The organism is Flexivirga aerilata (assembly GCF_013002715.1).
Classification (GTDB): Bacteria; Actinomycetota; Actinomycetes; order Actinomycetales; family Dermatophilaceae; genus Flexivirga; species Flexivirga aerilata.
On record NZ_JABENB010000001.1, the window covers coordinates 1962533 to 1985417 of the forward strand.

The 22885-nt window shown below is 70.7% G+C and carries 21 protein-coding genes; 16 read left to right on the top strand and 5 right to left on the bottom strand.

Annotated elements, in window-relative coordinates:
* The first annotated feature begins 1 nt into the window (after position 1).
* From HJ588_RS09315 to HJ588_RS09325, 3 genes are all read left to right on the top strand, one after another.
* Positions 2 to 511: a GNAT family N-acetyltransferase gene (locus HJ588_RS09315; protein ID WP_171154255.1), complete on the top strand. Its 510-nt coding sequence runs from the start codon at positions 2 to 4 to the stop codon at positions 509 to 511.
* Entirely contained in the window at positions 495 to 1895 is a 1401-nt protein-coding gene (locus tag HJ588_RS09320) for a bifunctional folylpolyglutamate synthase/dihydrofolate synthase (RefSeq protein WP_171154257.1), read from the top strand. The genes HJ588_RS09315 and HJ588_RS09320 overlap by 17 nt, the downstream gene beginning before the upstream one ends.
* Before the next feature lie 118 nt (positions 1896 to 2013).
* Positions 2014 to 2421 carry a DUF4233 domain-containing protein gene (locus HJ588_RS09325; RefSeq protein ID WP_246241788.1) on the top strand — a complete coding sequence of 136 codons (408 nt, stop codon included), beginning with the start codon at positions 2014 to 2016 and terminating at the stop codon, positions 2419 to 2421.
* Here the strand turns inward: HJ588_RS09325 and HJ588_RS09330 are convergent.
* Positions 2381 to 2824: a DUF6069 family protein gene (locus HJ588_RS09330; protein WP_171154261.1), complete on the bottom strand. Its 444-nt coding sequence runs from the start codon at positions 2822 to 2824 to the stop codon at positions 2381 to 2383. The two genes, HJ588_RS09325 and HJ588_RS09330, sit on opposite strands and share 41 nt — an antisense overlap.
* Positions 2825 to 3132: 308 nt before the next feature.
* On the opposite strand from HJ588_RS09330, the gene HJ588_RS09335 reads away from it, so the two are divergent.
* The 3 genes from HJ588_RS09335 to HJ588_RS09345 are packed head-to-tail and all read left to right on the top strand — an operon-like array spanning position 3133 to position 5680.
* Positions 3133 to 3954 (top strand): undecaprenyl-diphosphate phosphatase, encoded by an 822-nt coding sequence (locus HJ588_RS09335; RefSeq protein WP_171154264.1) that lies wholly within the window; start codon positions 3133 to 3135, stop codon positions 3952 to 3954.
* Positions 3955 to 4002: 48 nt separating this feature from the next.
* Entirely contained in the window at positions 4003 to 4428 is a 426-nt protein-coding gene (gene ndk, locus HJ588_RS09340) for a nucleoside-diphosphate kinase (protein WP_171154266.1), read from the top strand.
* 4 nt (positions 4429 to 4432) lie between these two features.
* On the top strand, positions 4433 to 5680 hold the full coding sequence (locus HJ588_RS09345; protein WP_171154268.1) for a prenyltransferase/squalene oxidase repeat-containing protein: 1248 nt from the start codon (positions 4433 to 4435) through the stop codon (positions 5678 to 5680).
* 465 nt (positions 5681 to 6145) lie between these two features.
* On the opposite strand, the gene HJ588_RS09350 is transcribed toward HJ588_RS09345, so the two are convergent.
* Positions 6146 to 6670, bottom strand: coding sequence for a MarR family winged helix-turn-helix transcriptional regulator (locus tag HJ588_RS09350; protein ID WP_171154270.1), 525 nt, complete (start codon positions 6668 to 6670; stop codon positions 6146 to 6148).
* Between the two features lie 92 nt (positions 6671 to 6762).
* Between HJ588_RS09350 and mreB the strand changes: the two genes are divergently transcribed.
* The 10 genes from mreB to HJ588_RS09400 all read left to right on the top strand — a co-directional run bounded on the left by mreB (position 6763) and on the right by HJ588_RS09400 (position 19327).
* The gene (gene mreB, locus HJ588_RS09355) at positions 6763 to 7800 is read left to right on the top strand and encodes a rod shape-determining protein (protein ID WP_425483548.1); all 1038 of its coding nucleotides are present in this window, start codon (positions 6763 to 6765) and stop codon (positions 7798 to 7800) included.
* A 17-nt stretch (positions 7801 to 7817) separates the two neighbouring features.
* Positions 7818 to 8651: a rod shape-determining protein MreC gene (gene mreC / locus HJ588_RS09360; RefSeq protein WP_171154274.1), complete on the top strand. Its 834-nt coding sequence runs from the start codon at positions 7818 to 7820 to the stop codon at positions 8649 to 8651.
* Positions 8648 to 9142 carry a rod shape-determining protein MreD gene (gene mreD, locus HJ588_RS09365; protein WP_171154276.1) on the top strand — a complete coding sequence of 165 codons (495 nt, stop codon included), beginning with the start codon at positions 8648 to 8650 and terminating at the stop codon, positions 9140 to 9142. The genes mreC and mreD overlap by 4 nt, the downstream gene beginning before the upstream one ends.
* A complete protein-coding gene (mrdA, locus tag HJ588_RS09370) occupies positions 9139 to 11190 on the top strand; it encodes a penicillin-binding protein 2 (RefSeq protein ID WP_343036647.1) in 2052 nt (683 codons plus the stop codon). The genes mreD and mrdA overlap by 4 nt, the downstream gene beginning before the upstream one ends.
* A 95-nt stretch (positions 11191 to 11285) precedes the next feature.
* On the top strand, positions 11286 to 12125 hold the full coding sequence (locus tag HJ588_RS09375; protein ID WP_171154278.1) for a phytanoyl-CoA dioxygenase family protein: 840 nt from the start codon (positions 11286 to 11288) through the stop codon (positions 12123 to 12125).
* A 224-nt stretch (positions 12126 to 12349) separates the two neighbouring features.
* A complete protein-coding gene (gene rpsO / locus HJ588_RS09380; protein ID WP_171154280.1) occupies positions 12350 to 12619 on the top strand; it encodes a 30S ribosomal protein S15 in 270 nt (89 codons plus the stop codon).
* 196 nt (positions 12620 to 12815) lie between these two features.
* Positions 12816 to 15311 (top strand): polyribonucleotide nucleotidyltransferase, encoded by a 2496-nt coding sequence (locus HJ588_RS09385; protein ID WP_171154282.1) that lies wholly within the window; start codon positions 12816 to 12818, stop codon positions 15309 to 15311.
* Between the two features lie 85 nt (positions 15312 to 15396).
* Positions 15397 to 16380 carry a methyltransferase domain-containing protein gene (locus tag HJ588_RS09390; RefSeq protein ID WP_171154285.1) on the top strand — a complete coding sequence of 328 codons (984 nt, stop codon included), beginning with the start codon at positions 15397 to 15399 and terminating at the stop codon, positions 16378 to 16380.
* A 105-nt stretch (positions 16381 to 16485) separates the two neighbouring features.
* A complete protein-coding gene (locus HJ588_RS09395) occupies positions 16486 to 18159 on the top strand; it encodes an alkaline phosphatase D family protein (RefSeq protein WP_171154287.1) in 1674 nt (557 codons plus the stop codon).
* Positions 18160 to 18247: 88 nt separating this feature from the next.
* Positions 18248 to 19327, top strand: a complete 1080-nt coding sequence (locus tag HJ588_RS09400) for a hypothetical protein (protein ID WP_171154289.1) — start codon at positions 18248 to 18250, stop codon at positions 19325 to 19327.
* Between the two features lie 5 nt (positions 19328 to 19332).
* Here the strand turns inward: HJ588_RS09400 and HJ588_RS09405 are convergent, their stop codons facing one another.
* From HJ588_RS09405 to HJ588_RS09415, 3 genes are read right to left on the bottom strand one after another with little or no spacing between them, the layout of a single operon-like run.
* Positions 19333 to 19998, bottom strand: coding sequence for an HD domain-containing protein (locus HJ588_RS09405; RefSeq protein ID WP_171154292.1), 666 nt, complete (start codon positions 19996 to 19998; stop codon positions 19333 to 19335).
* A 10-nt stretch (positions 19999 to 20008) separates the two neighbouring features.
* On the bottom strand, positions 20009 to 20992 hold the full coding sequence (locus tag HJ588_RS09410) for a cytochrome c oxidase assembly protein (protein WP_171154294.1): 984 nt from the start codon (positions 20990 to 20992) through the stop codon (positions 20009 to 20011).
* A 10-nt stretch (positions 20993 to 21002) separates the two neighbouring features.
* Positions 21003 to 22814 carry an MFS transporter gene (locus HJ588_RS09415; RefSeq protein WP_343036648.1) on the bottom strand — a complete coding sequence of 604 codons (1812 nt, stop codon included), beginning with the start codon at positions 22812 to 22814 and terminating at the stop codon, positions 21003 to 21005.
* Positions 22815 to 22885: the final 71 nt, after the last annotated feature.

A 22885-nucleotide genomic window follows, 5' to 3' on the forward strand; every position in this document is an offset into this window, starting at 1 on the left:
GATGAAGGTGGCCAACGGGGTGCTGCTGCGGGCCGCGACCGGCGAGGACCTGCAGGGCGTGGTCGAGGTCGGCCGGCGGACCTGGCCCGCCACCTATGCGCCGATCGCCGGAAAAGACTATGTCGCAATGGGTTTGGCCAAATGGTGGACCGCCGATGCGACCGTGCCGGCGATCCGCGCGGGACGGGTGACCGTCGCCGAGTTCGACGACGAGATCATCGGCATGACGTCGGTCGGTCCGCTCGACGGGCACCTGGCCCTGTGGAAGCTCTACGTGCTACCGGAATATCAGGGCGGTGGCGTCGGCGGGATGCTGCTGCGGGCGGCGATCGCCAAGGCGAAGGCCGATGGCTACGACGAGTTGCGGCTGTCCTACCTGGACGGCAACGACTCGGCGCGCGGCTTCTACGAGCACTACGGATTTGTCGAGACCGGTCGGGAGAGCTCCGGCTCCGGGGTGCCCGACTCGGTCTGGCTCAAGCTGACCCTGGAGGATGGCACGCATGGCTAGTGGACGACCCGACGCAGCGCAGCGCGAGGCCGAGCGCAAGCTCGAGGTGCGCAAGCGGCTGCGCGAGGTGACCGACGAGATCCTGGCCCGCACCCCCGAGAGCTCTCCGGAGCCGTCGCTGGAGCGGGTGCGCCAGATCATGGAGTTGCTCGGCGACCCGCAGCGCTCCTTCGCGGTGATCCACCTGACCGGCACCAACGGCAAGACCACGACCACGCGCGTGATCGAACGCATCCTGCGGGAGGCGGGTCTGTCCACCGGGCGCTTCACGTCGCCCCACCTGCACGACATGCGTGAGCGCATCAGCTTGAACGGCAAGCCGATCGACGCCGAACGCTTCATCGAGACCTATGACGACGTGCTGCCCTACGTGCGGATCGTCGACGAGCGTGCGGAGGCGGAGGGCGAGCCGCGCACGACCTACTTCGAGATCCTCGTGGTGATGGCGTATGCCGCCTTCGCCGACGCCCCGGTCGACGTCGCGATCGTCGAGGTCGGCCTCGGCGGGGTCTGGGACGCCACCAACGTCGCCGACGGCCAGGTCTCGGTCATCACCCCGGTCTCGCTCGACCACACGCGCCTGCTCGGCTCCACGCTCGAGGAGATCGCGATGGAGAAGCGCGGCATCGTCAAGGACGGCGCGATCACCGTGGTCGGCCGGCAGGAGCCGATCGTCGACGAGGTCATCGCCGAGCGCGTCGCCGAGGTCGGCGCCACCGTGCGCCGCGAGGACACCGACTTCGAGGTGCTCGAACGCGAACAGGCCGTCGGCGGTCAGCAGCTGACCGTGCAGGGCCTCGCCGCGGTCTATCCCGACCTGTTCGTGCCGCTCTTCGGCGAGCACCAGGCGCACAACGTCGTCACCGGCATCGCCGCCGCCGAGGCATTCCTCGGCGGGGGAGAGCAGCCGCTCGACCTCGAGGTGCTGCAGGCGGCGCTCACCGACCTGACGTCGCCCGGACGGCTGGAGATCGTGCGGCGGTCGCCGACGGTCCTGGTCGACGGCGCGCACAACGCCGCCGGCGTGCGCGCGCTGCGCGACGCCCTCGAGGACTCGTTCAACTTCGCCCGGCTCGTCGGGGTGGTCGCGATCTTCGCCGACAAGGACGCCGAGGACATGCTGCAGACCCTCGAGCCGGTGCTGGACGAGATCGTCATCACCCGCAACTCCTCGCCCCGGTCGGCCGACCCGGCCCAGCTCGGCGCACTCGCCGTCGACATCTACGGCGAGGACCGGGTGAGCGTCGAACCCGGGCTCGCCGACGCCATCGACCGGGCCGCCGAACTCGCCGACGAGGGCGGCGTCGCCGGCGGCGTGCTCGCCACCGGCTCGATCGTGACCGCCGCCGACGTCCGCGCGATGCTCGGTGCCACCGACACGTGAAAACCGCTGTGCAGCAACAGATCGGCGGCCTGCAGGTCTACGGCATCCCCGACCGTATGAACACCCCACGAAGTTCTCCGCTCCTTCGTCGCTCCGATACTTCGCGGGGGCCCCGAGCATGCTGACCGGTGGTCTGCCGATTTACGGCATCCCCGACCGTATGACGCGACGCTTCGCCGGCATCGTCGTCGGCTCGGAGACGCTCGCGGTCTTCCTCGGCGCGCTCGTCGCCTGGGCCATCGCGAAGGCCCAGGGCAACGAGGCGCACACGTCATACCTCGTGGTCGGACTCGTGCTCGCGGTGCTGTGCATCGTGTCGGCCGGGTCGCTGCGGCGGCCCTGGGGTGTGACCCTCGGCTGGCTGATCCAGCTGGCCACCATCGCCTCGGCGGTCATCGTGCCGATGATGCTGATCGTCGGGGTGATGTTCGCGGCCCTCTGGGTCACGGCGCTGCACCAGGGCCGCAAGATGGACGCCCTGACGCTCAGCGCGTCGTCGCGAGCCGGCGAGCCACCACGGGAATGACGATGAGCGCCGCCACCAGGTGCAGCGTCATCAGCACCGCGGCGCTCGCGACGTCGAAGCCGAAGGTCGCGTCCGGCACCACCGACAGCGCCGTCAGCGCGACCGTGGTCCGCACGAAGGTGCGCCGCGGACGGCGGGCGACGCGCGACATCACGACGGCCATCGCGACCCCGACGAGGGAGAAGACCGCGGTCAGCTGAGTGAAGCCCAGCAGCGGGATCGCGCTGCCCCCGGCCTCGAACGAGACGCCGGCGGCCGACGCGAGCGCGGCAAGGCCGGTGGTGGCGAGGGTGGCGCCGGCGGCCGCGGCGACCCCGGCCTTCCAGATCGCGGGCGTGGCGGTGGAGCCGGAGGCGGCTGTGGCGGTCGAGCTGGTGGTGGGGTTGCTGATCGAGGTCGACATGGCGGTCTCCGATTCGTGAGCGGTGACGGCCCCCGGTGGGCCGTTCTGCAGAGACCACGAACGGGCCCGGCCGGATTCGACAACCGGCGGCCAAGAATTTCTCGGAGCCACCTCCGGTGGTGTCGGGCGGTGTCCGGTGGTGTGTCGCCGCCCGCCCCGGCGGGCCCGTGTGCGACCCTTCTCCCGGCCCTGGCCGATCCCCGCTGCCGCCCGCGGCATACCACGCCGGGACGACCTGCCACCCAGAACAGACCACCCGGAACAGACCACCCGGAACAGACCACCCAGAGCAGGAGCTGAGCAGAACGATGACGTGGATCGAAGCGATCGTGCTCGGGATCGTGCAGGGGCTGACCGAGTTCATCCCGATCTCGTCCTCGGCCCACCAACTGATCGTCGGCCGGTTGTTCTTCGACAACGACGGCGGCGGATCGGCGTTCACCGCCGTCAATCAGCTCGGCACCGAGACCGCCGTCATCGTCTACTTCTGGCAGGACATCGTGCGGATCATCAGGCAGTGGGCACTGTCGGTCGTGGGCAAGGTGCCCAAGAGCGACCCCGACGCCCGGATGGGCTGGCTGGTCATCGTCGGCACGATCCCGATCGGCATCCTCGGCCTGGTCTTCAAGAACGTCATCGAAGGCCCCCTGCGCAACCTGTGGATCACCGCGTCGATGCTGGCGCTCTTCGCCATCGTCATCGCGGTCGCCGACAGCACCGCCAAGCAGCGCAAGACCCTGGACGACCTCGACACCAAGGACGGTCTGCGCTTCGGCCTCTGGCAGGCGCTCGCGCTGATCCCGGGCGTCTCCCGCTCCGGCGGCACGATCGCCGGCGGTCTGTTCATGGGCTACACCCGCGAGTCGGCCGCCCGCTACTCCTTCCTGCTCGCGATCCCGGCGGTCGTCCTCTCCGGGCTGTTCCAGCTGAAGGACGTCTCCGACGGGTCGAGTGACGGGTGGGGCCAGATCGCGGTCGCCACCGTGCTCGCCTTCGCCGTCGGGTATGCCGTCATCGCCTGGCTGATGCGCTACATCTCCAGCCACACCTTCCGGCCGTTCGTCTACTACCGGCTGGCGCTCGCCGCGGTGCTGTTCGGGCTGCTCATCAGCGGCCAGATCGCCGCCTAGCGCCGGGCAGTGACGCCCCGGCATACGGGGTCCGGTTGAATGTCGCCCATGGAACGCACCCTGGTCATCGTCAAACCCGACGGATTCGCGCGCGGCCTCACCGGTGAGGTGCTGCGTCGCATCGAGGCCAAGGGCTACGGCCTGTCGGCGCTGCGCATCGACACCCCCGACCGTGAGCGGCTCGCCCGCCACTACGCCGAGCACGAGGGCAAGCCGTTCTACGGGCCGCTCGTCGACTTCATGTCCAGCGGCCCGGCGACCTTCGTGATCGTCGCCGGCGACCGCTGCATCGAGGGCTTCCGCTCGCTCGCCGGCGCGACCGACCCCACCACGGCGGCGCCGGGCAGCATCCGCGGCGACCTCGGCCGCGACTGGGGCCTGCCGGTGCAGCAGAACATCGTGCACGGCTCGGACTCCCCGGAGTCGGCCGAGCGCGAGATCGGCATCTGGTTCCCCGAGCTTGCGGCAGACTGAATCCATGACCACCACCCGCCGGGCCGGCGCCGGCCTCGCCACCATCGCCTGCGCCGGCCTGACCGGTTTCGCGCTCGCCGCCCCGGCGGGCGCCGCGACCCCCGACGCCGGCACCGCCGGCTCCTTCCTCACCGCGCAGCTCGCCGCCGGGGGAGACCACTTCTCCACCTCTGCGGGCGGGCAGTCCTACCCCGACTACGGCCTCACGATCGACGCCGTGCTGGCACTCGACGCGGCCCGGGTCGGGCAGCAGGGCGCCGGTCGAGCGGCGGCCTACGTCAGCAAGAACGCTGCGTCATACAACGCGATGGGCAGTGACCTCTACGCCGCGGCGACCGCGAAGCTGCTCGTCTTCGCGCAGGTGCAGGGCCTGCCGAGCGCGGGTTACGCCGGCCAGCTGCGGTCGCTGCAGCAGCCGAGCGGTCAGTTCAAGGACAAGTCGGCCTATGGCGACTACTCCAACACGATCGGTCAGTCGCTCGGTGTCATCGGGCTGCAGCGCGCCGGCACCCCGAATGCCGCGGCCACCGCGTTCCTGCTGAAGCAGCAGTGCACCGACGGCGGCTTCCGGATCTCCTTCGCCGGCGCGTGCACCAGCGACCCCGACGCCACCACCTACGCCGTGCAGGCGCTCGCCGCCTCCGGCGGCCACGCCGCCGCGATCGGCAAGGCGGCCGGTTTCCTCGCCGGCAAACAGACCGCGAACGGCGGCATCATCGAGCCGGCCGCCGGGCCCACCCCCAACGCCAACACCACCGCGCTCGCGGCCGTCGCGTTCACGCTCGCCGGCAACCCGGCCGCGGCCGCCAAGGCCAAGGCTTTCGTCGCGGGGCTGCAGTACGACTGCTCGTTCCCGGCGGCGCTGCGCGGCGGGATCGCCTACGACCGCAAGGCATTCGACGCGCAGAAGGCCAAGGGCAAGGCCTCCACGGCGATCGACTCCGACCGGCGCAGCACCTCCCAGGCGGTGCTCGGCCTCACCGGCACGCCCTACCTGACGCTGACCGCGGGCGGGTCGGCGAGCGCGCCGTCGCTCGCGTGCGGTGCTCCCGCGCCGACGGGTACGCCGAGTGCGACCGGCACGGCGACCGGCACGGCCACCGCGACGAGCACCACCACCGGTCCGCCGATCATCACCGACGGCGGCACGACCGGCACCGGCAACTCGGCGTTCGTGGTCGGCGGTGCTGCCGCGGTCGGCGGCGTCGCGCTCGCGAGTGCGGGCCTGCGTCGGCGGTTGCGCCGGCGCTGACCGGCTTCGGGGCTGCGGGTCCGGCCCCGTGCAGAAGTCGCGACGGTTGCGCCGTACGCACGCGGATCTGGCGAGCAGCCGCTGGTCTCGTAAGCGATGGTGACGTCAGCCGCACCACCGCTTACGAGATGCGCGCCGGCGTGCAGAAGTCGCGACGGTCGCGGGGTGCGCACGCGGAACCGGTTGGAGGCGTGCAGAAGTCGCGACGGTCGCGGGGTGCGCACGCGGAACCGGTTGGAGGCGTGCAGAAGTCGCGACGGTCGCGGGGTGCGCACGCGAAACCGGCTGGAGGCGTGCAGAAGTCGCGACGGTTGCGGGGTGCGCACGCGGATCTGGCGAGCAGCCGCTGGTCTCGTAAGCGATGGTGACGTCAGCCGCACCACCGCTTACGAGATGCGCGGGGGCGTGCAGAAGTCGCGACGGTCGCGCCATACGCACGCGGGACTGGCTGGCCGCGCGCCCGGCTCAGCGCAGGCCGTCGTCGAGGCCGGCGATCGCCAGCTCGAGCAGCTTGGCGAGGCGTTCGCGGTCGCGCTCGGGCACGCGGGCCAGCACGTCGGACTCCACGACGTCGGACTCGCGCACGACCTGCTGGAACATCTGCCAGCCCTGCTCGGTGAGCCGCACCAGGATGCGGGTCCGGTTGGTCGGGTCCGGGTTGCGCTCGATCAGGCCGCGCTCGGCCATCTTGTCCAGCCGGTGCGTCATCGACGACGGCGCCACCGCGGCGGCATCGGCGAGCTGCGACGGCGTCGACACGTGGTCGGTGGTCTCGGCGGCGAGGTGGGAGATGACCGCCCACTCGCCGGCGGACAGCCCGATGTCGGCCAGTTGCTTGGTGTACCACTGCGCCAGCCGGCGGTGCAGTCCGTGCACGGCGGTCACCACCCGCTGCACCTGCTCGTTGCCGCCAGCCGCGACATACGCGGCCACCTCGGCCTCGTAGCGCTGCTGTTCGCTCGGCTCGGCGGGCTTGTCGGCGCTGGTCATGGCAACCCATTCAAACGTATGACGCGCCTCGGCCCCGCCGCGACGTGCCCCCGCCGGGTGTCGGCCCCGCCATACGGAGCCGGATCGTTAGCATCGCTCAGGTGACGGGAGCGCGCGGACTGGCCGGACGGGATCTGGCGATCGACCTCGGCACCGCCAACACCCTGATCTACGAACGCGGCCGCGGCGTGGTGCTCGACGAACCGTCCGTGGTGGCTCTCGAAGTGGGCACCGGCCGGCTCATCGCGGCGGGCGCGACCGCCCGCGAGATGCTCGGCCGGACCCCCGGCCACGTCGACGTCGTGCGTCCGCTGCGCGACGGCGTCATCAACGACGCCGAGGTCGCCGAGCGGATGCTGCGCTACTTCGTCGCGCAGGTCCGGCCGTCCCGGCTGATCCGGCCGCGGATGATCGTGTGCGTGCCGAGCGAGGTGACCGGTGTGGAGCGCCGGGCGCTGGAGGACGCGGCGACCCGTGCGGGCGCGCGCCGGGTCTATGTCGTCGAGGAGGCGATGGCCGCCGCGCTCGGCGCCGATCTGCCGATCAACGGCACCACCGCGAGCATGGTGTGCGACATCGGTGGCGGCACCACGGACGTCGCGGTCATCAGCCTCGGCGGCATCGTCGTGGCGCGCTCGATCCGCGTCGGCGGCGACGAGATCGACGAGGCGATCATCGGTCACGTCAAGACCGAGTACAGCCTGCTGCTGGGGGAGCGCAGCGCCGAGGAGATCAAGCGCACGGTCGGTTCGGCGTTCCCGCTGCGCGAGGAACTGTCGATGCGGGTGCGCGGTCGCGACCTGATCAGCGGGCTGCCCAAGACCGTCACGATCACCTCGGGTGAGGTGCGCCGCGCGATCGAACCCCCGCTGCTGCAGATCTGCGAGCTCGTGCGGGCCACCCTCGACGTCTGCCCGCCGGAACTGGCCGGCGACGTGCTCGTGGACGGCATCGTGCTCACCGGCGGCGGCGCCCTCCTGCGCGGTCTGGATGCCCGCATGCGTCACGAACTCGGCGTGCCGGTGCGGGTGGCCGAGGAGCCGCTGCGATCGGTTGCGCTCGGATCGGGCCGGTGCGTCGAGGAATTCGCCACGTTGCAGTCCGTGCTCGTCGACGGCAAGCGCTACTGAACGGCGGCCACCCGGCGATGGCACTCCAGGTCCGCACCAGGCGACGGCTGCTCGCCGGCGGTGTGGTCGCGACCCTCGCACTCGTCGCCGTGGGGCAGGCGCGACCGGCCGCGCTCGACCCGGTCCGCAGCGCCGCCGGCGAGGTGTTCGGGCCCGCGGAGAGCCTGCTCACCGCACGCGACACCACGATCGAGACGCTCACCCGCCAGCGCGACGACGCCCGCCGCCAGCTCGCACAGCGCAGCCGGGACGCCCAGCAACAGGACGACCTGCACGGTCTGCAGGGCGCACTCAGCAGGGTGACCCGATTCCTGCCGGCCCAGGTCGTCGGGTTCGCCAGCGACGCCACGACGGGTCTGCTGCAACAGATCACCATCGACCTCGGCAGCGCCGACGGCATCGAGACCAACCAGGCGGTGCAGGCGTCGGCGGGTCTGGTCGGACGCACGGTCTCGGTGTCCCGGCACAGCAGCACCGTGCAACTGGTCACCGACCCGAAGGCGGTCGTCGGAGCGCGGGTCGGCGCCGAGGGTGCGCTCGCGACCGTCGGCAACGTCACGCCGCCGGGGCTGTCCGCACGCAGTCCCGGGCTGCTCACCCTGACCATGGTCGCCGGCGGCACCGTGCGCAAGGGCGACCAGGTGCGCACCCTCGGCAGCGAGGGCGGTCGCCCCTATCCGGCGGGCATCGTTGTCGGACAGGTGGTTTCGGTCGATCCGGATCGTGGTCAGTCGGGCACGACGGCGGTCGTGCGGCCGGCCGTCGACCTGGCGAGGCTCGACCTGGTGGCCGTCGTGATGTCGGTCGAGCGGGCGACGCCCGACCGCATCCTGCCGGGGGCCGGCGCATGATCGAGCTGCCCGGCCGACTCGCGCTGCTGCGCACCGTCTGGCTGCTGGCGGCCGCGCTGCTCGCGGCAACGGTGCTCCCGCGCTTCGTCGTCGCACCAGACCTCGTCGTGCTCGTCGTCGTGGCCGTGGCGTTGCGCGCCGGCGCGACCGTCGGGGCGCTGACCGGCCTCGCCGCGGGATGGCTCGTCGACCTGGTGCCGCCCGGCGGACTCCCGCTCGGCGCCACAGGGCTGATGTATGCCGTCATCGGGGCGGCAATCGGCTTGGCGCAGAGCAGTTTTCGGGTGTCCGCCCTCCTGCCCGCACTCAGCGCGGGCGCTGCGTCCGCCGTCATCCAGGTGGTGCGCGCCGGCCTCACGATCTATCAGGGCCGGGCCGTCGACTGGCCGGTCGCGGCCGCCACCGTGGTCTGCACGGCCGTGGTCGGGGCGCTCCTCGTGCCGCCACTGATCCATTGGGAGCGCCGTCTCGCGCAGCGGGGGCTGGTGTGATCCGGCCCCTGCGAGCGCGCAGGCGCCGCCGGGCGAGTCGCTGGCGACCGCCGCGACGCTCGCCATACATCGCTCGCATCTGGGCACTGGTGCTCGTCGCGGTGCTGGTCGTCGGCACGCTGGTGGGCAGGCTCGGGCAGCTGCAGGTCTCCGACGGTCCGCAGATGCGCGCCGCGGCCGAGCGCATCAACACTCGCTCGGTGCCGATCCCCGCGGTGCGGGGACGCATCCTTGACGCGAGCGGAAAACCGTTGGTGGCCAACGGATCCACCGAAGTGCTGACGATCGACCCGGCCACGCTCGCCGCGGCGGCCGACGGTGGCAGGGCGCTCATCGCACGCGTCGCGAAGGTCGTGGGCGGGGACCCGGTGCAGATGTTCGGCCGCACCAAACCGTGCGGCACGAAGGGCGCCCCGAAGCCGCCGCTGTGCAACACCGCGGACGCCGTGCGACCGGTGCCGATCCTGCTCGACGTGTCGCCGGTGAAGGCGCTGCCTCTGCTCGAGCGGCCCGAGGACTTCCCCGGCCTGGCGGTCGAGTCGGTGCCGGTGCGCCGCTACCCGGGGCCGGATGGCGCCAACGCGGCGCAGCTGCTCGGTTATCTCGGGCCGGTCAATCAGGCTGACCTCGAAGCCGATCCGGCGCTGACGGCGGACGACCGCGTCGGTCGTGCCGGACTGGAGTTGCAGTACGAAGCCCAGCTGCGCGGCACCGACGGCAGGTCCGTGCTCGCCGTCGACGCCCGCGGGTTGCCGACCCGAGAGGTGGAGCGCACCGCTCCCGTCGCCGGCGCCGACGTGCGGACCAACCTCGACGCCGCCGTCCAGCAGCGCGCGGAATCCGCTCTCGCCCAAGGCGTCAGCCGGCTGCGTGCGACCAAGAAGGTCGCGGCCACCGGGGGCGCGGCGGTCGTGCTTGATGCGAGCAGCGGTGCCGTCGTCGCGGCCGCGAGCAATCCGTCATACGACCCGAGTGTGTGGAGCGGCGGGATCAGCACCGCGGACTATGCGGCGCTCACCGCGCAGACCGCCCACCAGCCACTGCTCAACCGCGCGGTCGGCGACCTGCAACCGCCCGCGTCGACCTTCAAGGGGGTCACGCTGCCCGCCGCGATCGCCTCCGGTGTCGACCCGAAGGGCAGCTACGAGTGCTCCTCGGCATACCGGGTCGGCGGGCGGGTGTTCACCAACTTCGAGTCGTCCGCCTACGGCCCGATCTCGATGACCAAGGCCCTCGAGGTCTCCTGCGACACGGTCTTCTACCGCTGGGCCTACGGGCAGTGGCAGCAGGCCGGCGGCCTCAAGGCACCTGCCGACAGCGCCGACCCGTTCGCCGCGATGGCGCGCCAGTTCGGGATCGGCGAGCGCACCGGCGTCGACCTGCCGGGGGAGCAGGCCGGGCTGCTGCCCGACCGGCAATGGAAGGTCGCCAACTGGCAGGCCACCCGAGCCGACCTCTGCCGGCGCGCGAAGACCGGCTACCCGGAGGTGAAGGACAGCAAGCAGGCCGACTACCTCAAGCAGGTCGCCGCGGAGAACTGCGCCGCCGGCTACCTCTACCAACCCGGCGACGCGGTCAACTTCGCCATCGGCCAGGGCTCCACCCAGGTCACTCCACTGCGTATGGCGGTGGTCTACGCCGCGATCGCCAACGGCGGGACGCTGTGGACCCCACAGGTCGCGGCCGCCGTCGAGCCCGCGTCGGGCAGGGCCCGGCCGATCGCACCGAAGATCGCCGGCCCGGTGACGATGCCCGCGGCGGCGCAGCAGATCGAGCGGGACGGGCTGCGCAACGTCGTGGCGCAGCCACAGGGCACGGCATACGCCGCCTTCCGGGGCTTCCCGGGCAGCTACCCGATCTCCGGAAAGACCGGCACCGCAGAGGTTTTCGGCAAACAGGCAACCGCGTGGTTCGTGTCCTACGGCCCGAAGCTGCCGAGCGGCAAGCAGTATGTCGTCGCAGTGATGATCGAGCAGGGCGGCACCGGTGCGGAGGGCGCCGCGCCGGTCGCACGGCAGATCTGGGACCTGCTGCGCGGCAGGAAATAGTCCGCTCCAACGGGGTGATGCAGCACGATGTGCGGGCGCTGACGATCTATGGTGCAAGTGGAAGACCGACAACTGGTAGGGAAGTGGGGAACGCAATGCCGCACCTGGGCCGCGAGGTGGACGTCGACGCATTCTGGCGCGACGGATTCACCATCGTTCGCAACGTGTACAGCCCGGAAGAGGTCGAGGAGCTGCGCCAGGCATGCCGGGCCGGGGGTGGTGCGTCGTCCGGTGACCTGCTGGCGCGGCCCAACCTGCGGAGGGTGCTGACCGACGGCGTGATGATCGAGATTGCCCAGAAGGTGCTCGGGCGGGACGACATCGTCTACGCCGGCGACAGTTCCTTCACGATCAACAGCACCGGCCGTGGCTGGCACAAGGACAACGCCGACCGGGTCGACCCCAACGCGCCGGACTGGCGGTCGCCGTACACGCAGCTGCGGTTCGGGATCTACCTGCAGGACCACAAATTCCACTCCGGCGGCCTCAACGTGCGGGTCGGCTCGCACAACAAGCCGACCAACCAGGAGGGCAAGATCGTCTCGGTGCGCTCCGGCATCGGCGACGTCGGGGTCTGGAGCATGCGCATCACGCACTCGGCCAACTCCGACCTGTTGCGTTTCCCGCCGTTCGGCTCGACGGACCCGGCCACCGCGGAGACCGCGCCGCCCAAGCCGTGGAAGCTCTTTCCCAAGAACGACGAACGGATCGCGGTGTTCGCCGCGCTCGGCCTGGACGACGACCACGGCCGGCGCTACACCGACTACCTCAAGACCCGCACCTACATGGTCAACCTCTGGCGCAACGGGCCCTACACCCCGGAGGCGATCGCCGAGGCGGAGGCGGCGGGCTTGACGGTGCGCGACATCCCGGCGGAAGTCAAGGACGACGCGACCGCCGGCCAGAACGCCGAGTGGGCGCCGATCCCTTACTGACCCATCGACAACTGAGCCGGCGGCACTGAGGTGGCGACAACTGAGTCGGCGGCATTGGCCCGGCGACGACCGCGAGCCGACGAGCGGTGCCCGACCGATTAGGTCGGGCGCCGCTCCCGCTGTTAACCTGAGCACTGCCGTGAACCGGCCGCGGATTCGATAGCGCCCTGGTGGATATGCCCAGGAGCACCGCGCAACGATCGAGAAAACGGAGTCGCCACACCATGCCTTTGGACACTGCCACCAAGCAGCAGATCATCTCCGAGTACGCCACCAAAGAGGGCGACACCGGCTCGCCCGAGGTGCAGATCGCGATGCTGACGCAGCGCATCAAGGACCTCACCGAGCACTCGCGGCAGCACCCGCACGACCACCACAGCCGTCGTGGCCTGCTGCTGCTCGTCGGTCAGCGCAAGCGCATGCTGCGTTACCTCGAGACCGTCGACATCGAGCGCTACCGTGCGCTGATCAAGCGACTCGGACTGCGTCGCTGAACGACGCCGAGAGTAGCTGCACAATCAAGACTTACGACCGCAAGGCGGCCACCGGTGACGGTGGCCGCCTTGTCGGCGTGAGCGGACGTTTCCGGGGCGCCGCGCGAGGCGCGGGCCGGCTCGGCATACGTCCGTAAGAACGACGCCCACGCACAACGACGATGCGTGGACCACGAAGAGAAGAACAGGAGGGCCCATGGAGGGTCCAGAGATCACGTTCGCCGAAGCCGTCATCGACAACGGCAAGTTCGGCACCCGCACCGTCCGGTTCGAGACCGGACGTCTCGCCAAACAGGCCGGCGGCTCCGTCGTCGCGTACTTGGACGACGAGACCACGCTGCTGGCGACCACGGCCGCCGGCAAGCACCCGAAGGAGCAGTTCGACTTCTTCCCCCTGACCGTCGACGTCGAGGAGCGGATGTATGCCGCGGGCAAGATCCCGGGCAGCTTCTTCCGTCGTGAGGGTCGCCCGTCGACCGACGCCATCCTCACCGCCCGGCTGATCGACCGCCCGCTGCGCCCGTCCTTCGTCAAGGGCCTGCGCAACGAGGTCCAGGTCGTCATCACCGTGTTGTCGCAGAACCCCGACCACCAGTACGACGTGCTGGCGATCAACGCCGCCTCGGCGTCCACCCAGATCTCCGGTCTGCCGTTCTCCGGCCCGATCGGCGCCACCCGCGTGTCGCTGATCGACGGCCAGTGGGTGGCCTTCCCCAACTTCTCCGACGCCGAGCGCTCGACGTTCGACATGGTCGTCGCCGGCCGCAAGGTCACCGGTGCCGACGGCACCGACGACGTGGCGATCATGATGGTCGAGGCCGAGTCCACCGAGTCCACCTGGGACCTGGTGAAGGTGCAGGGCCAGCAGGCTCCCACCGAGGAGATCGTCGCCCAGGGCCTGGAGGCCGCCAAGAGCTTCATCCGCGCGCTCTGCGACGCCCAGGAGCAGCTCGCCGGCCAGGCCGCCAAGGACGTGCAGGAGTTCCCGCGCTTCCTGGACTACGAGGACGACGTCTACGCCGCCGTCGAGAAGGACGCGACCGACCAGGTCGCGGCCGCGCTGACCATCGCGGGCAAGCAGGACCGCGAGGAGAAGCTCGACGACATCAAGGAAAACCTCAAGGAACTGCTCGCCGGTGAGGGCAAGCCGTTCGAGGGGCGCGACAAGGAAGTCTCCGCGGCGTTCCGCGCGCTGCAGAAGAAGCTGGTGCGCGAGCGCATCCTGCGCGAGAAGGTGCGCATCGACGGCCGTGGCCTGAAGGACATCCGTGCCCTGTCGGCCGAGGTCGAGGTGCTGCCGCGGGTGCACGGCTCGGCGCTGTTCGAGCGCGGCGAGACCCAGATCCTGGGTGTCACCACGCTCAACATGCTCCGCATGGAGCAGCAGCTGGACACCCTGTCGCCGGTGACCCGCAAGCGCTACATGCACAACTACAACTTCCCGCCCTACTCCACCGGTGAGACCGGTCGCGTGGGTTCGCCCAAGCGCCGCGAGATCGGCCACGGTGCGCTCGCCGAGCGTGCCCTGCTGCCGGTGCTGCCGACGCGTGAGGAGTTCCCCTACGCGATCCGTCAGGTCTCCGAGGCGCTGAGCTCCAACGGCTCGACCTCGATGGGCTCGGTCTGCGCCTCGACGCTGTCGATGCTGAACGCGGGTGTGCCGCTGCGCGCGCCGGTCGCCGGCATCGCGATGGGTCTGGTGTCGGCCGAACTCGAGGACGGCAAGGGCGGCACCTCGACGCAGTATGCCGCGATGACCGACATCCTGGGAGCCGAGGACGCCTTCGGCGACATGGACTTCAAGGTCGCCGGCACCCGCGAGTTCGTGACCGCGATCCAGCTGGACACCAAGCTCGACGGCATCCCCGCCGAGGTGCTCGCCGGTGCGCTGACCCAGGCCCGCGACGCGCGCCTGCACATCCTGGACGTGATGCACGAGGCGATCGACGCGCCCGACGAGATGTCGCCGTTCGCCCCGCGCGTCATCTCGGTCAAGGTCCCGGTCGACAAGATCGGTGAGGTCATCGGCCCGAAGGGCAAGATGATCAACCAGATCCAGGAGGACACCGGCGCCGACATCTCGATCGAGGACGACGGCACCGTCTACATCGGCGCCACCGACGGACCCTCGGCGGAGGCGGCCCGTGCGGCGATCAACGGCATCGCGAACCCGCAGATGCCGGAGGTCGGCGAGCGCTTCCTCGGCACCGTGGTCAAGACCACGACGTTCGGTGCGTTCGTGTCGCTGCTGCCGGGCAAGGACGGCCTGCTGCACATCTCCGAGGTGCGCAAGCTCGTCGGTGGCAAGCGCATCGATGCGGTCGAGGACGTCCTCAAGGTCGGCCAGAAGGTGCAGGTCGAGCTCAAGGAGATCGACCCGCGCGGCAAGCTGTCGCTGGCCGTCGTCGAGGAGGGTGGCGACAAGGGCGCCGCCGACGAGGCCTCGGATGCGGCTGGTGCCGACGGCGATTCGGCTCCGGCGTCGACCGACGCGTCGGACGTGTCGGATGCGGCTGACGCCGGCAATGACGACGCCGCGTCCGGTGACGCTGCCGACTCCGGTGACGACAAGCCGGAGCGCGAGCGTCGCCCGCGCAACCGCCGTCGTGGCGGTCGCGGACGCGACAAGGCAGCCGAGTCGGGCGACTCCGCGCAGGACGCCGAGCCGGTCACGGCCGGCGACGACGCCTGAGTCACCTCTCGCACACGGTCCGCGGGCCCGGCACTCCTTCGTGGGTGCCGGGCCCGCGGCCTTTTCGCTGGGCGAGAATGACCGGATGACCGCTGCCCCCGAGACTGCGCCCAGCGCCGTGCTGCTCGGCTGCCCCGACGGCCTCGACGACCTGGTGCGCGGCGACCTGCGCGAGCGGCACGGCATCGCCTCGGAGCGCGTCGCCCCCGGTGTCGTCGGCGTCGACGCGGTGCCTGCCGCCGAGGCGCTGGGCCCGATGGTGGAGCGGGTCGGCCTGGCGCTCGACCCGTCCGACCCGCAGCGGGCGCTGCCGGTGCTCGACGCGGCTGCCGCCGCGATCGGTATGACGCAGCCGGCGTTCCGGGTGCAGTCGGCCGACCCGGACACCCGCTCCCGGTGGATCGACGCGATCGGCGCCCGCGGCTGGCCTAACCTGCCGGCGGACTGGCAACTCAACGTCGACCTCGACACCGGCCGGGTCGACCTCGGCCCGCTGCACTGGTCCCGCCGGGTGGCCCGGCTGGAACGACTGCCGGCGACGACCCCGGGACCGGTGGCCGCCGGCCTGCTGCGGCTGGCCAAGCTGCGTCCCGGCGACCTCCTGCTCGACCCGTGCGGCGGCGTCGGCACCGTGGCGATCGTCGACGCGGTGCAGCGCGGCGGCCCGGCGATCAGCGCCGACAGCGACGCCGAGTCGGTGGCGACCGCTCGGCGCAACGTAGCCGCGCTCGGCCTCGACGACGCGGTCGAAGTGCTGGAAGCCGACGCCGCGCACCTGCCGCTCGACGACGATTGCGTGGACCGGGTGGTGAGCGACCTGCCCTTCGGCAAGCGCATCGGCAGCAACGAGCTCAACCGCACGCTCTACCCGGCGATCCTGCGCGACCTGGAGCGGGTGCTGACCGCCGACGGCAGGTGCGTGCTGCTCACCGACGACAAGCGCGTCTTCGCCGACGCCGTCGCCCGCGCGCGTGGGTTGAAGGTGGTGGGCGAGCGGGTGATCCGTTACAACGGAGTGACCCCCACGGCATACGTCGTGGTGCGCAGCCGCCGTCGCAAGCGTCGCTGACCCGAGGGGACACCGCAGGATGGGCAACCGCGGGCGCCGGAGGTGACAGGCCATCCTCAGCGACCTGCTGGACGGTCGCCCGGTGGCTCGGGGCACAATGACGCGATGACTGCCCAACTCCTGCTCGGTCCGCTCGTGCGCTATGTCGACGAGACCTCCGCGACGATCTGGGTCGAGACCTCCGAGGCCACTGACGTCACCGTGTCGATCGGGCAGGCCAGCTGGCTCGCACCGACCTTCTCCGCACACGGGAAGCACTACGCGCTGGTGATCGTCGACGGGCTGGCACCGGGCAGCGTCTCGGACTACCAGGTGCGGCTGGGCGCCGAGCAGGTGTGGCCGCCCGCTGATTCGCCGTTCCCGCCGAGCCGGGTCGCCACCCTCGACCCGGCCAAGCCGTTGCGCATGGCGTTCGGGTCGTGCCGCACCAGCGTGCCGCACAACGCGGAGGGCAACCGCACGCACGGTGTCGACGCGATGCGCGCCTACGCCTACGACATGGCCAACAACCCTGACTCGCACCGGCATTGGCCGGATCTCGTGCTCTTCCTCGGGGACCAGGTGTATGCCGACGAGACGTCGCCGGCGATGCAGGACTACATCGAGAAGCGGCGTGGTCTCGAGGAGCCGCCCGGCGAGGAGCTGAAGGACTTCGTCGAATACGCCCACCTCTACCACCTCGCGTGGAGCGACCCCGCCAACCGGTGGCTGTTGTCGACGCTGCCGAGCGCGATGATCTTCGACGACCACGACGTGCGCGACGACTGGAACACCTCGCTGACCTGGCACGAGGAGATGAACGCGGTGCCGTGGTGGCACGAGCGCATCGTCGGTGCCCTCGCGTCTTATTGGGTCTATCAGCATGCCGGCAACCTGTCGCCGGAGGAGCTGGCGAAAGACCCCATCTGGCAGGCGATTTCGTCATACGAAGGCCCGGGGGAGTATGACGCGACGGAGCTGCTCGACAGCTTCGCAGAGCGGGTGGACAAGGACCCGACCAGCTACCGCTTTAGCTACGCCCGGGACCTCGATCAGGCCAAGCTGATCGTGATCGACTCGCGCGCGGCCCGGGTGCTCGACCCGGAGCGGCGGGCCATGCTGGACGACAACGAGTGGCAGTGGCTCGACGGCCAGCTGCGCGGCGACTTCGACCATCTGCTGATCGGCACGTCGCTGCCGGTGCTGCTGCCGCCGGGCATCCACGACCTGGAGTCGCTCAACGAGGCGATGGCCGAGGGCGCGTGGGGCGACCGGGTCGGCCGGTTCGGCGAAAAGGTGCGCCAGGCGGTCGATCTCGAGCACTGGGCCGCTTTCGAGAAGTCGTTCCGGCAGTTGATCGGTGCGGTGGTGTCGGTCGCGCGTGGTGAGCGCGGGAAGGCGCCCGGCACGATCACCTTCCTGTCCGGCGACGTGCACAACTCCTACGTCACCGAGCTCGACCGCGACGTGCCCGGCATGACGTCGGTCGTCGCGCAGGCGGTGTGCTCGCCGATCCGCAACCCGCTGCCGGTGCACGTGCGTGCCCTCCAGGGCGGCGTCGCCCGCGGACTGGCCCGCCCGATGCGCGCGCTCGTCGGCCGGCTGCGCAAGGTGCCGAAGCCGCCGTACGACTGGTCGATCACCCACGGCCCGTGGTTCGACAACAACCTGGCGACGCTCGAAGTGGACGGGGATTCCCTTCTGCTGACCTGGGATTCGGGCAAAGTGATCGGCGAGGAGTATGACAACCCGAAGCTGCACCGGGTGGCCGAGGTGCGGGTCGGTCGGCGGGAGGACTGAGGGAGCCGGCTGGCCAGTCCAGTGCGCAGAAGTACCCCCTGTGGATAACTTCTGCGGCGCCGGGCCGGTCCGTGCCACGGTCTCCCACATGCGATTTCGAGGTCTGACCAACACGATGCCGGGCGTGGCCGCGGCAGCCATCTGCGCCGCGGCCGCGCTCACTGTGTCCGGCTGCAGCGGATCCACCGGGATCGGAGCGGCGACGAGCACCGGCACCTCGCGCCCCGCGACGTCGGCGGCTCCGGCCGCCGTCAGCATGGCGGAGGCGAAGGCAATCGTCGCCACCTACGACCGGGACAATCAGCGTGCGATCGCCCGGGCGCTCAACCCGCCCTATGACGAAAAGGCCTGGCAGCAGGTGGATTCCGAGCAGGTCCTGGCCAGCGACCTCTATGACACCAAGGACGCGCGACTGACCAAGCGAAAGGCGAAACCGTCCGCGTTCGATGTCCGCCTCGACGCCGCGTACGGCAGCACGACCGTGAGCGCGGACGGTCAGGCCCCGTGGGTGTTGACGGTCGGGCAACGGGGCGGCGGGTCGCCGTCCAGTGCCTCGCCGAGCGCCGGCGAGTCAGCGAAGCGGACGGCGATGTCCTGGATCCGCACCTCCGCGGGCTGGCGGCTCGCGGCGACCATCGCCGGTGTGGACCCTGCGACGTTGCCACCCCAGGGCACTCCGCCGGCCAAGCTCACCGCGGCGCAGCGGCAGGCGGCCGCCAATGTCGTGCCGGCCGTCGCCCGTGCGGTCAACGTCGGCGATGCGAGCACCGTGCAGAACCCGGGGCCGCTCACCGAGTTCCGCAAGGTGACCAGCTCCGACGGCGGGAAGGGCTACATCGTCACGCCGACCTGCCGCCCTTGGGGCAGCCCGGTCGGCACCAACCCCAACACCGCGATCACTGTCGGCACACCGGCCCTGAGGGTGGTGCGGGCCGGCACAGTGACCTTGGGGGTGCTGGCCTTCGACTGCTCGCTCTACACCGAAGCGACGGATGGCGGTCAGATCCAGATCCCATCGGGCGCCGCCGCCGTCGAGGGTGATGACGGAAAGCCCAAAACCACTGTGGTCAGGCGGAGCTCGCTGACCGTTCTGCTGTCCATTCCGGACTCCGGGAAGGCGACGGTGCTGAGCTCCGACGGCGACCTGATCATTCCGGCCGGCAAGTAGCGCGGTCAGCTCAGACGGTGGATCTCCCGCCGCACGTTGGCGCGTGCGAGGTCGGTCCACGCCTCCTGCGCGGTCGGCGTGCGGTAGACCTGCCCGCGGTCGACGAGGTCACCCAGGATCAGTGACCGCGCCCGGCGATAGGCGTCGTCCGGCACGTGCGCATACTCCTGCCGGACCTGCCCGCAGTAGGCGTCGAACCGCTCCGCCGACGCCGCGAGGATCCACAGGTCGGCGTCGTGGAAGACGTCGCCCGCCGGGGTCGCCGCGGTGTCGCCGTGATCGATCGTCATCAGCACCAACGCCTCGACCTCGGCGACGTCGGCGTCGCGAAAGCCCAGCGACGACAGTGTCTCCCGGGCGAGGGCGGCACTCGCCCGCTCGGTGTCGCCGGGCGGCGCCTGCACGTCATACACCGCATCGTGCAGCCACGCCCCGATGCGTATGACGGCACTCTCGCGCGCGCTGAGGCCCGCGGGCCGAGCCAGCCGCTCGAAGGCCGCGAACATCTCGGCGAGGTGCTGGAGTGTGTGATAGCGGCGGTGCGGCTCCGACCACCGCGCGACGAGGTCGTCTCCCGCGGCGGCCACCAGATCCGGATCGGCCTGCGGTGCAAGGGTGTTCACGTCGTCGAGCCAGGCCTGCGGGAGGCCGACACCAGCGTCGTCGGTCATCGCGCGCCTCTCAGGAGTCGTCGTGCCGCCCGAACCGGTCGGCCAGTCGCGGATCAGTCAACCACCACGGCTGATCGGGCCCGGTGCCGACCGCGTCCGGAGCCTGCGCACGGCGGCGTGCTTCCAGGTCGTCGAGCCGGGCGTCGGTGACGGCGGCCTCGGCCCGGTCCGAGCGCAGCCACTCCACGAACACCGCGGCGAGCATCGGGATGCCGATCGTCTCGGCCACCACGAGCAGCGCGCCACCGGCATATTGCTGGTCGAGTCCGTGACTCAGCCCGCCGCGCACCACGTCCGCGGACGCCGCAAAGCCCGGAAACCCCGGCAGCAGAAGGGAATGCGCGGTCATCACCAGGATCCCGGGCACGGCGTCGGCGAGGCCGTCGAAGAACGCGAGGAACGTCCGGACGGCGGGTGTCGCCCAGTCGGGCAGCAGGTCGTCGGCGAGGGTGGGCAGCACGAAGAGCAGACCGACGACGAGGAGCTGCACCAGCAGCAGAGTCCCGACCAGCGTCGATCGCGCTGCCTTTTCGCCATACGGGGTCAGGAAGACCGCGAGGATGCCGCCGATGTCGAGCAGGCAGCTGACCGCCGGGAAGGTGAGCACCCGGGCGGCCCGTGAATGCGTGATGCGATGCACCAGGCTGCCCCGCGATCCGGCCGCGGCCTCGATCAGCCGCAGCGGATCGCCGATCGCCAGCCCCACCGGGGTCACGGTGCCGACGACCGCCACCTGCGCGGCGAACATCCACATCAGCGTGCTGCGGTAGACGCCCACCGGCCCGCAGGTGACGTAGACCAGCGAACCCACCCCCAGCACGATGTATGACGCAGCGCGCCACCACGGCCAGTGGATCCCGCGGGATCGGGCGCGCGCGAGGAGCACGACATACGGCACGAGCAGTGCCAGGGCGAGGATCACGCCGACCGCGTCGAACCGCCAGGCGGTCAGCCAGCTCGAGGTCTGCAGTGGCGCCGGTGCGAGGGAGCTCACCCGCGGATTGTCACCGGGGAACCGCAACGTCCGCTGAGTGCTGCGACCTGGAGGCGTCGAGTGAGTCGTCGTGGACGTACTTGCTGCCGCGCATCAGGCTCGCGACCGCGGCCACGACCATCATCGCGGCCGCCGCGCCGAACACCACGACCAGCCCGTCGTGGAACGGCCCGGACAGCAGGTGCGGGAAGAACTCCTTGCCGGTCAGCGTGTGCACGTTGCCCGCCGGGAGGTGCTGCAGCGCGCCCGTCGGCTCCAGCAGCGACTGGATCGGGTTGAAGCCGAGGAACGCGGCGAACATCGACCCGACCGGCGGCAGCGCGGCCACCTGGTCGGCGACGCCGGGGGAGACGTGCTGCGCGGTCAGCCCGGTCCGCATCGCGTCCGGCAGGTGCTGCGACAGCCCGACGATCATCAGCGAGAAGAAGATGCCGATCGACAGCGACGTGCCCGCGTTGAAGAAGGTCGCGCGCATCCCGGAGGCGGCACCTCGCTGGTGGGCCGGCACCGCATTCATGATCGCGGTGGTGTTGGGCGCGGAGAACATCCCCGAGCCGACGCCGTTGAGGAAGAGCAGCAGCGCGAAGCTCCAGTAGTCGAAGTCGACCGGGATCAGCAACAGCCCGACGAAGGTCGCGGCGTTGAGCAGCAGCCCACCGCTGGCAAACGCGCGGGCGCCGAACCGGTCGGACAGGTAACCGGACACCGGGCCGGCGATGAGGAAGCCGATCGTGAGCGGTAGTAGGAAGATTCCCGCCCATAGCGGGGTCGACTCGTAGTCGTAGCCGCGCAGCGGTAGCCAGATGCCCTGCAGCCAGATGATCAGCATGAACTGCATGCCACCGCGGCCGATCGAGGCGAGCAGCCCGGCGAAGTTGCCCGCGCTGAACGCCTTGATGCGGAACAACCCCATCGAGAACATCGGGTCCGCCACCCGCGTCTCGATGACGCAGAACGCGACGAGCACGAGCGCCCCACCGACGAGACCGGCGAGCACCCACGGGTTGGTCCAGCCCATCGTGTGCCCTCCATACGGCTGGATGCCGTAGGTGATCGCGACCAGGATCGCGGTGACGCCGACCGCGAAGGTGAGGTTGCCCGGCAGGTCGAGTCGGCCGCGCCGGGTGCTGCCGAGCTCGTGGAGTGACTTGTAGGACCAGATCGTGCCGAGCAGCCCGATCGGCACGCTCACCCAGAAGACCGCGCGCCAATGCCATTCGGAGAGAACGCCGCCGATGATGAGGCCGAGGAACGACCCGGCGATCGCCGCGACCTGGTTGATGCCGAGCGCCATCCCGCGCTGGGTGGAGGGGAATGCGTCGGTGAGGATCGCGGTCGAGTTGGCCATCAGCATCGCGCCGCCGACCCCTTGCACGATGCGCCCGACGATGATCCAGAGCGCGCCGGAGCCGCCGCCCCACGGGTCGAGCGAGAGCAGGATCGAGGCGATGGTGAAGACGACGAAGCCGAGGTTGTAGATCTTCACCCGGCCGAACATGTCGCCGAGCCGCCCGAGCGCCACCACCAGCACCGCCGAGACCACCAGGTAGCCCATCAGGGTCCAGAGCAGGTAGCTGATGTTGCCGGCACCGAGCGGGTCGAGGTCGATTCCGCGGAAGATCGCCGGCAGCGAGATGATCACGATCGAGGAGTTGATCGTCGCCATCAGCACGCCGAGCGTGGTGTTGGACAGCGCCACCCACTTGTAGTGCGGGTGGTCGGCCTCGTACCGGCGGCGCGGGCCGCGCCGGCGGGCGTCGACGGCGTGCCGGCCGGCGGAGGGACGATCGGGTGCGGGGGAGGGGCGGGGAGCTTCGGTCACAGGCGGGACGGCTTTCGGTCGCTCGATTCGTTACCTTAGGTAATGAATATAGCAATGGTATGACGAAACGG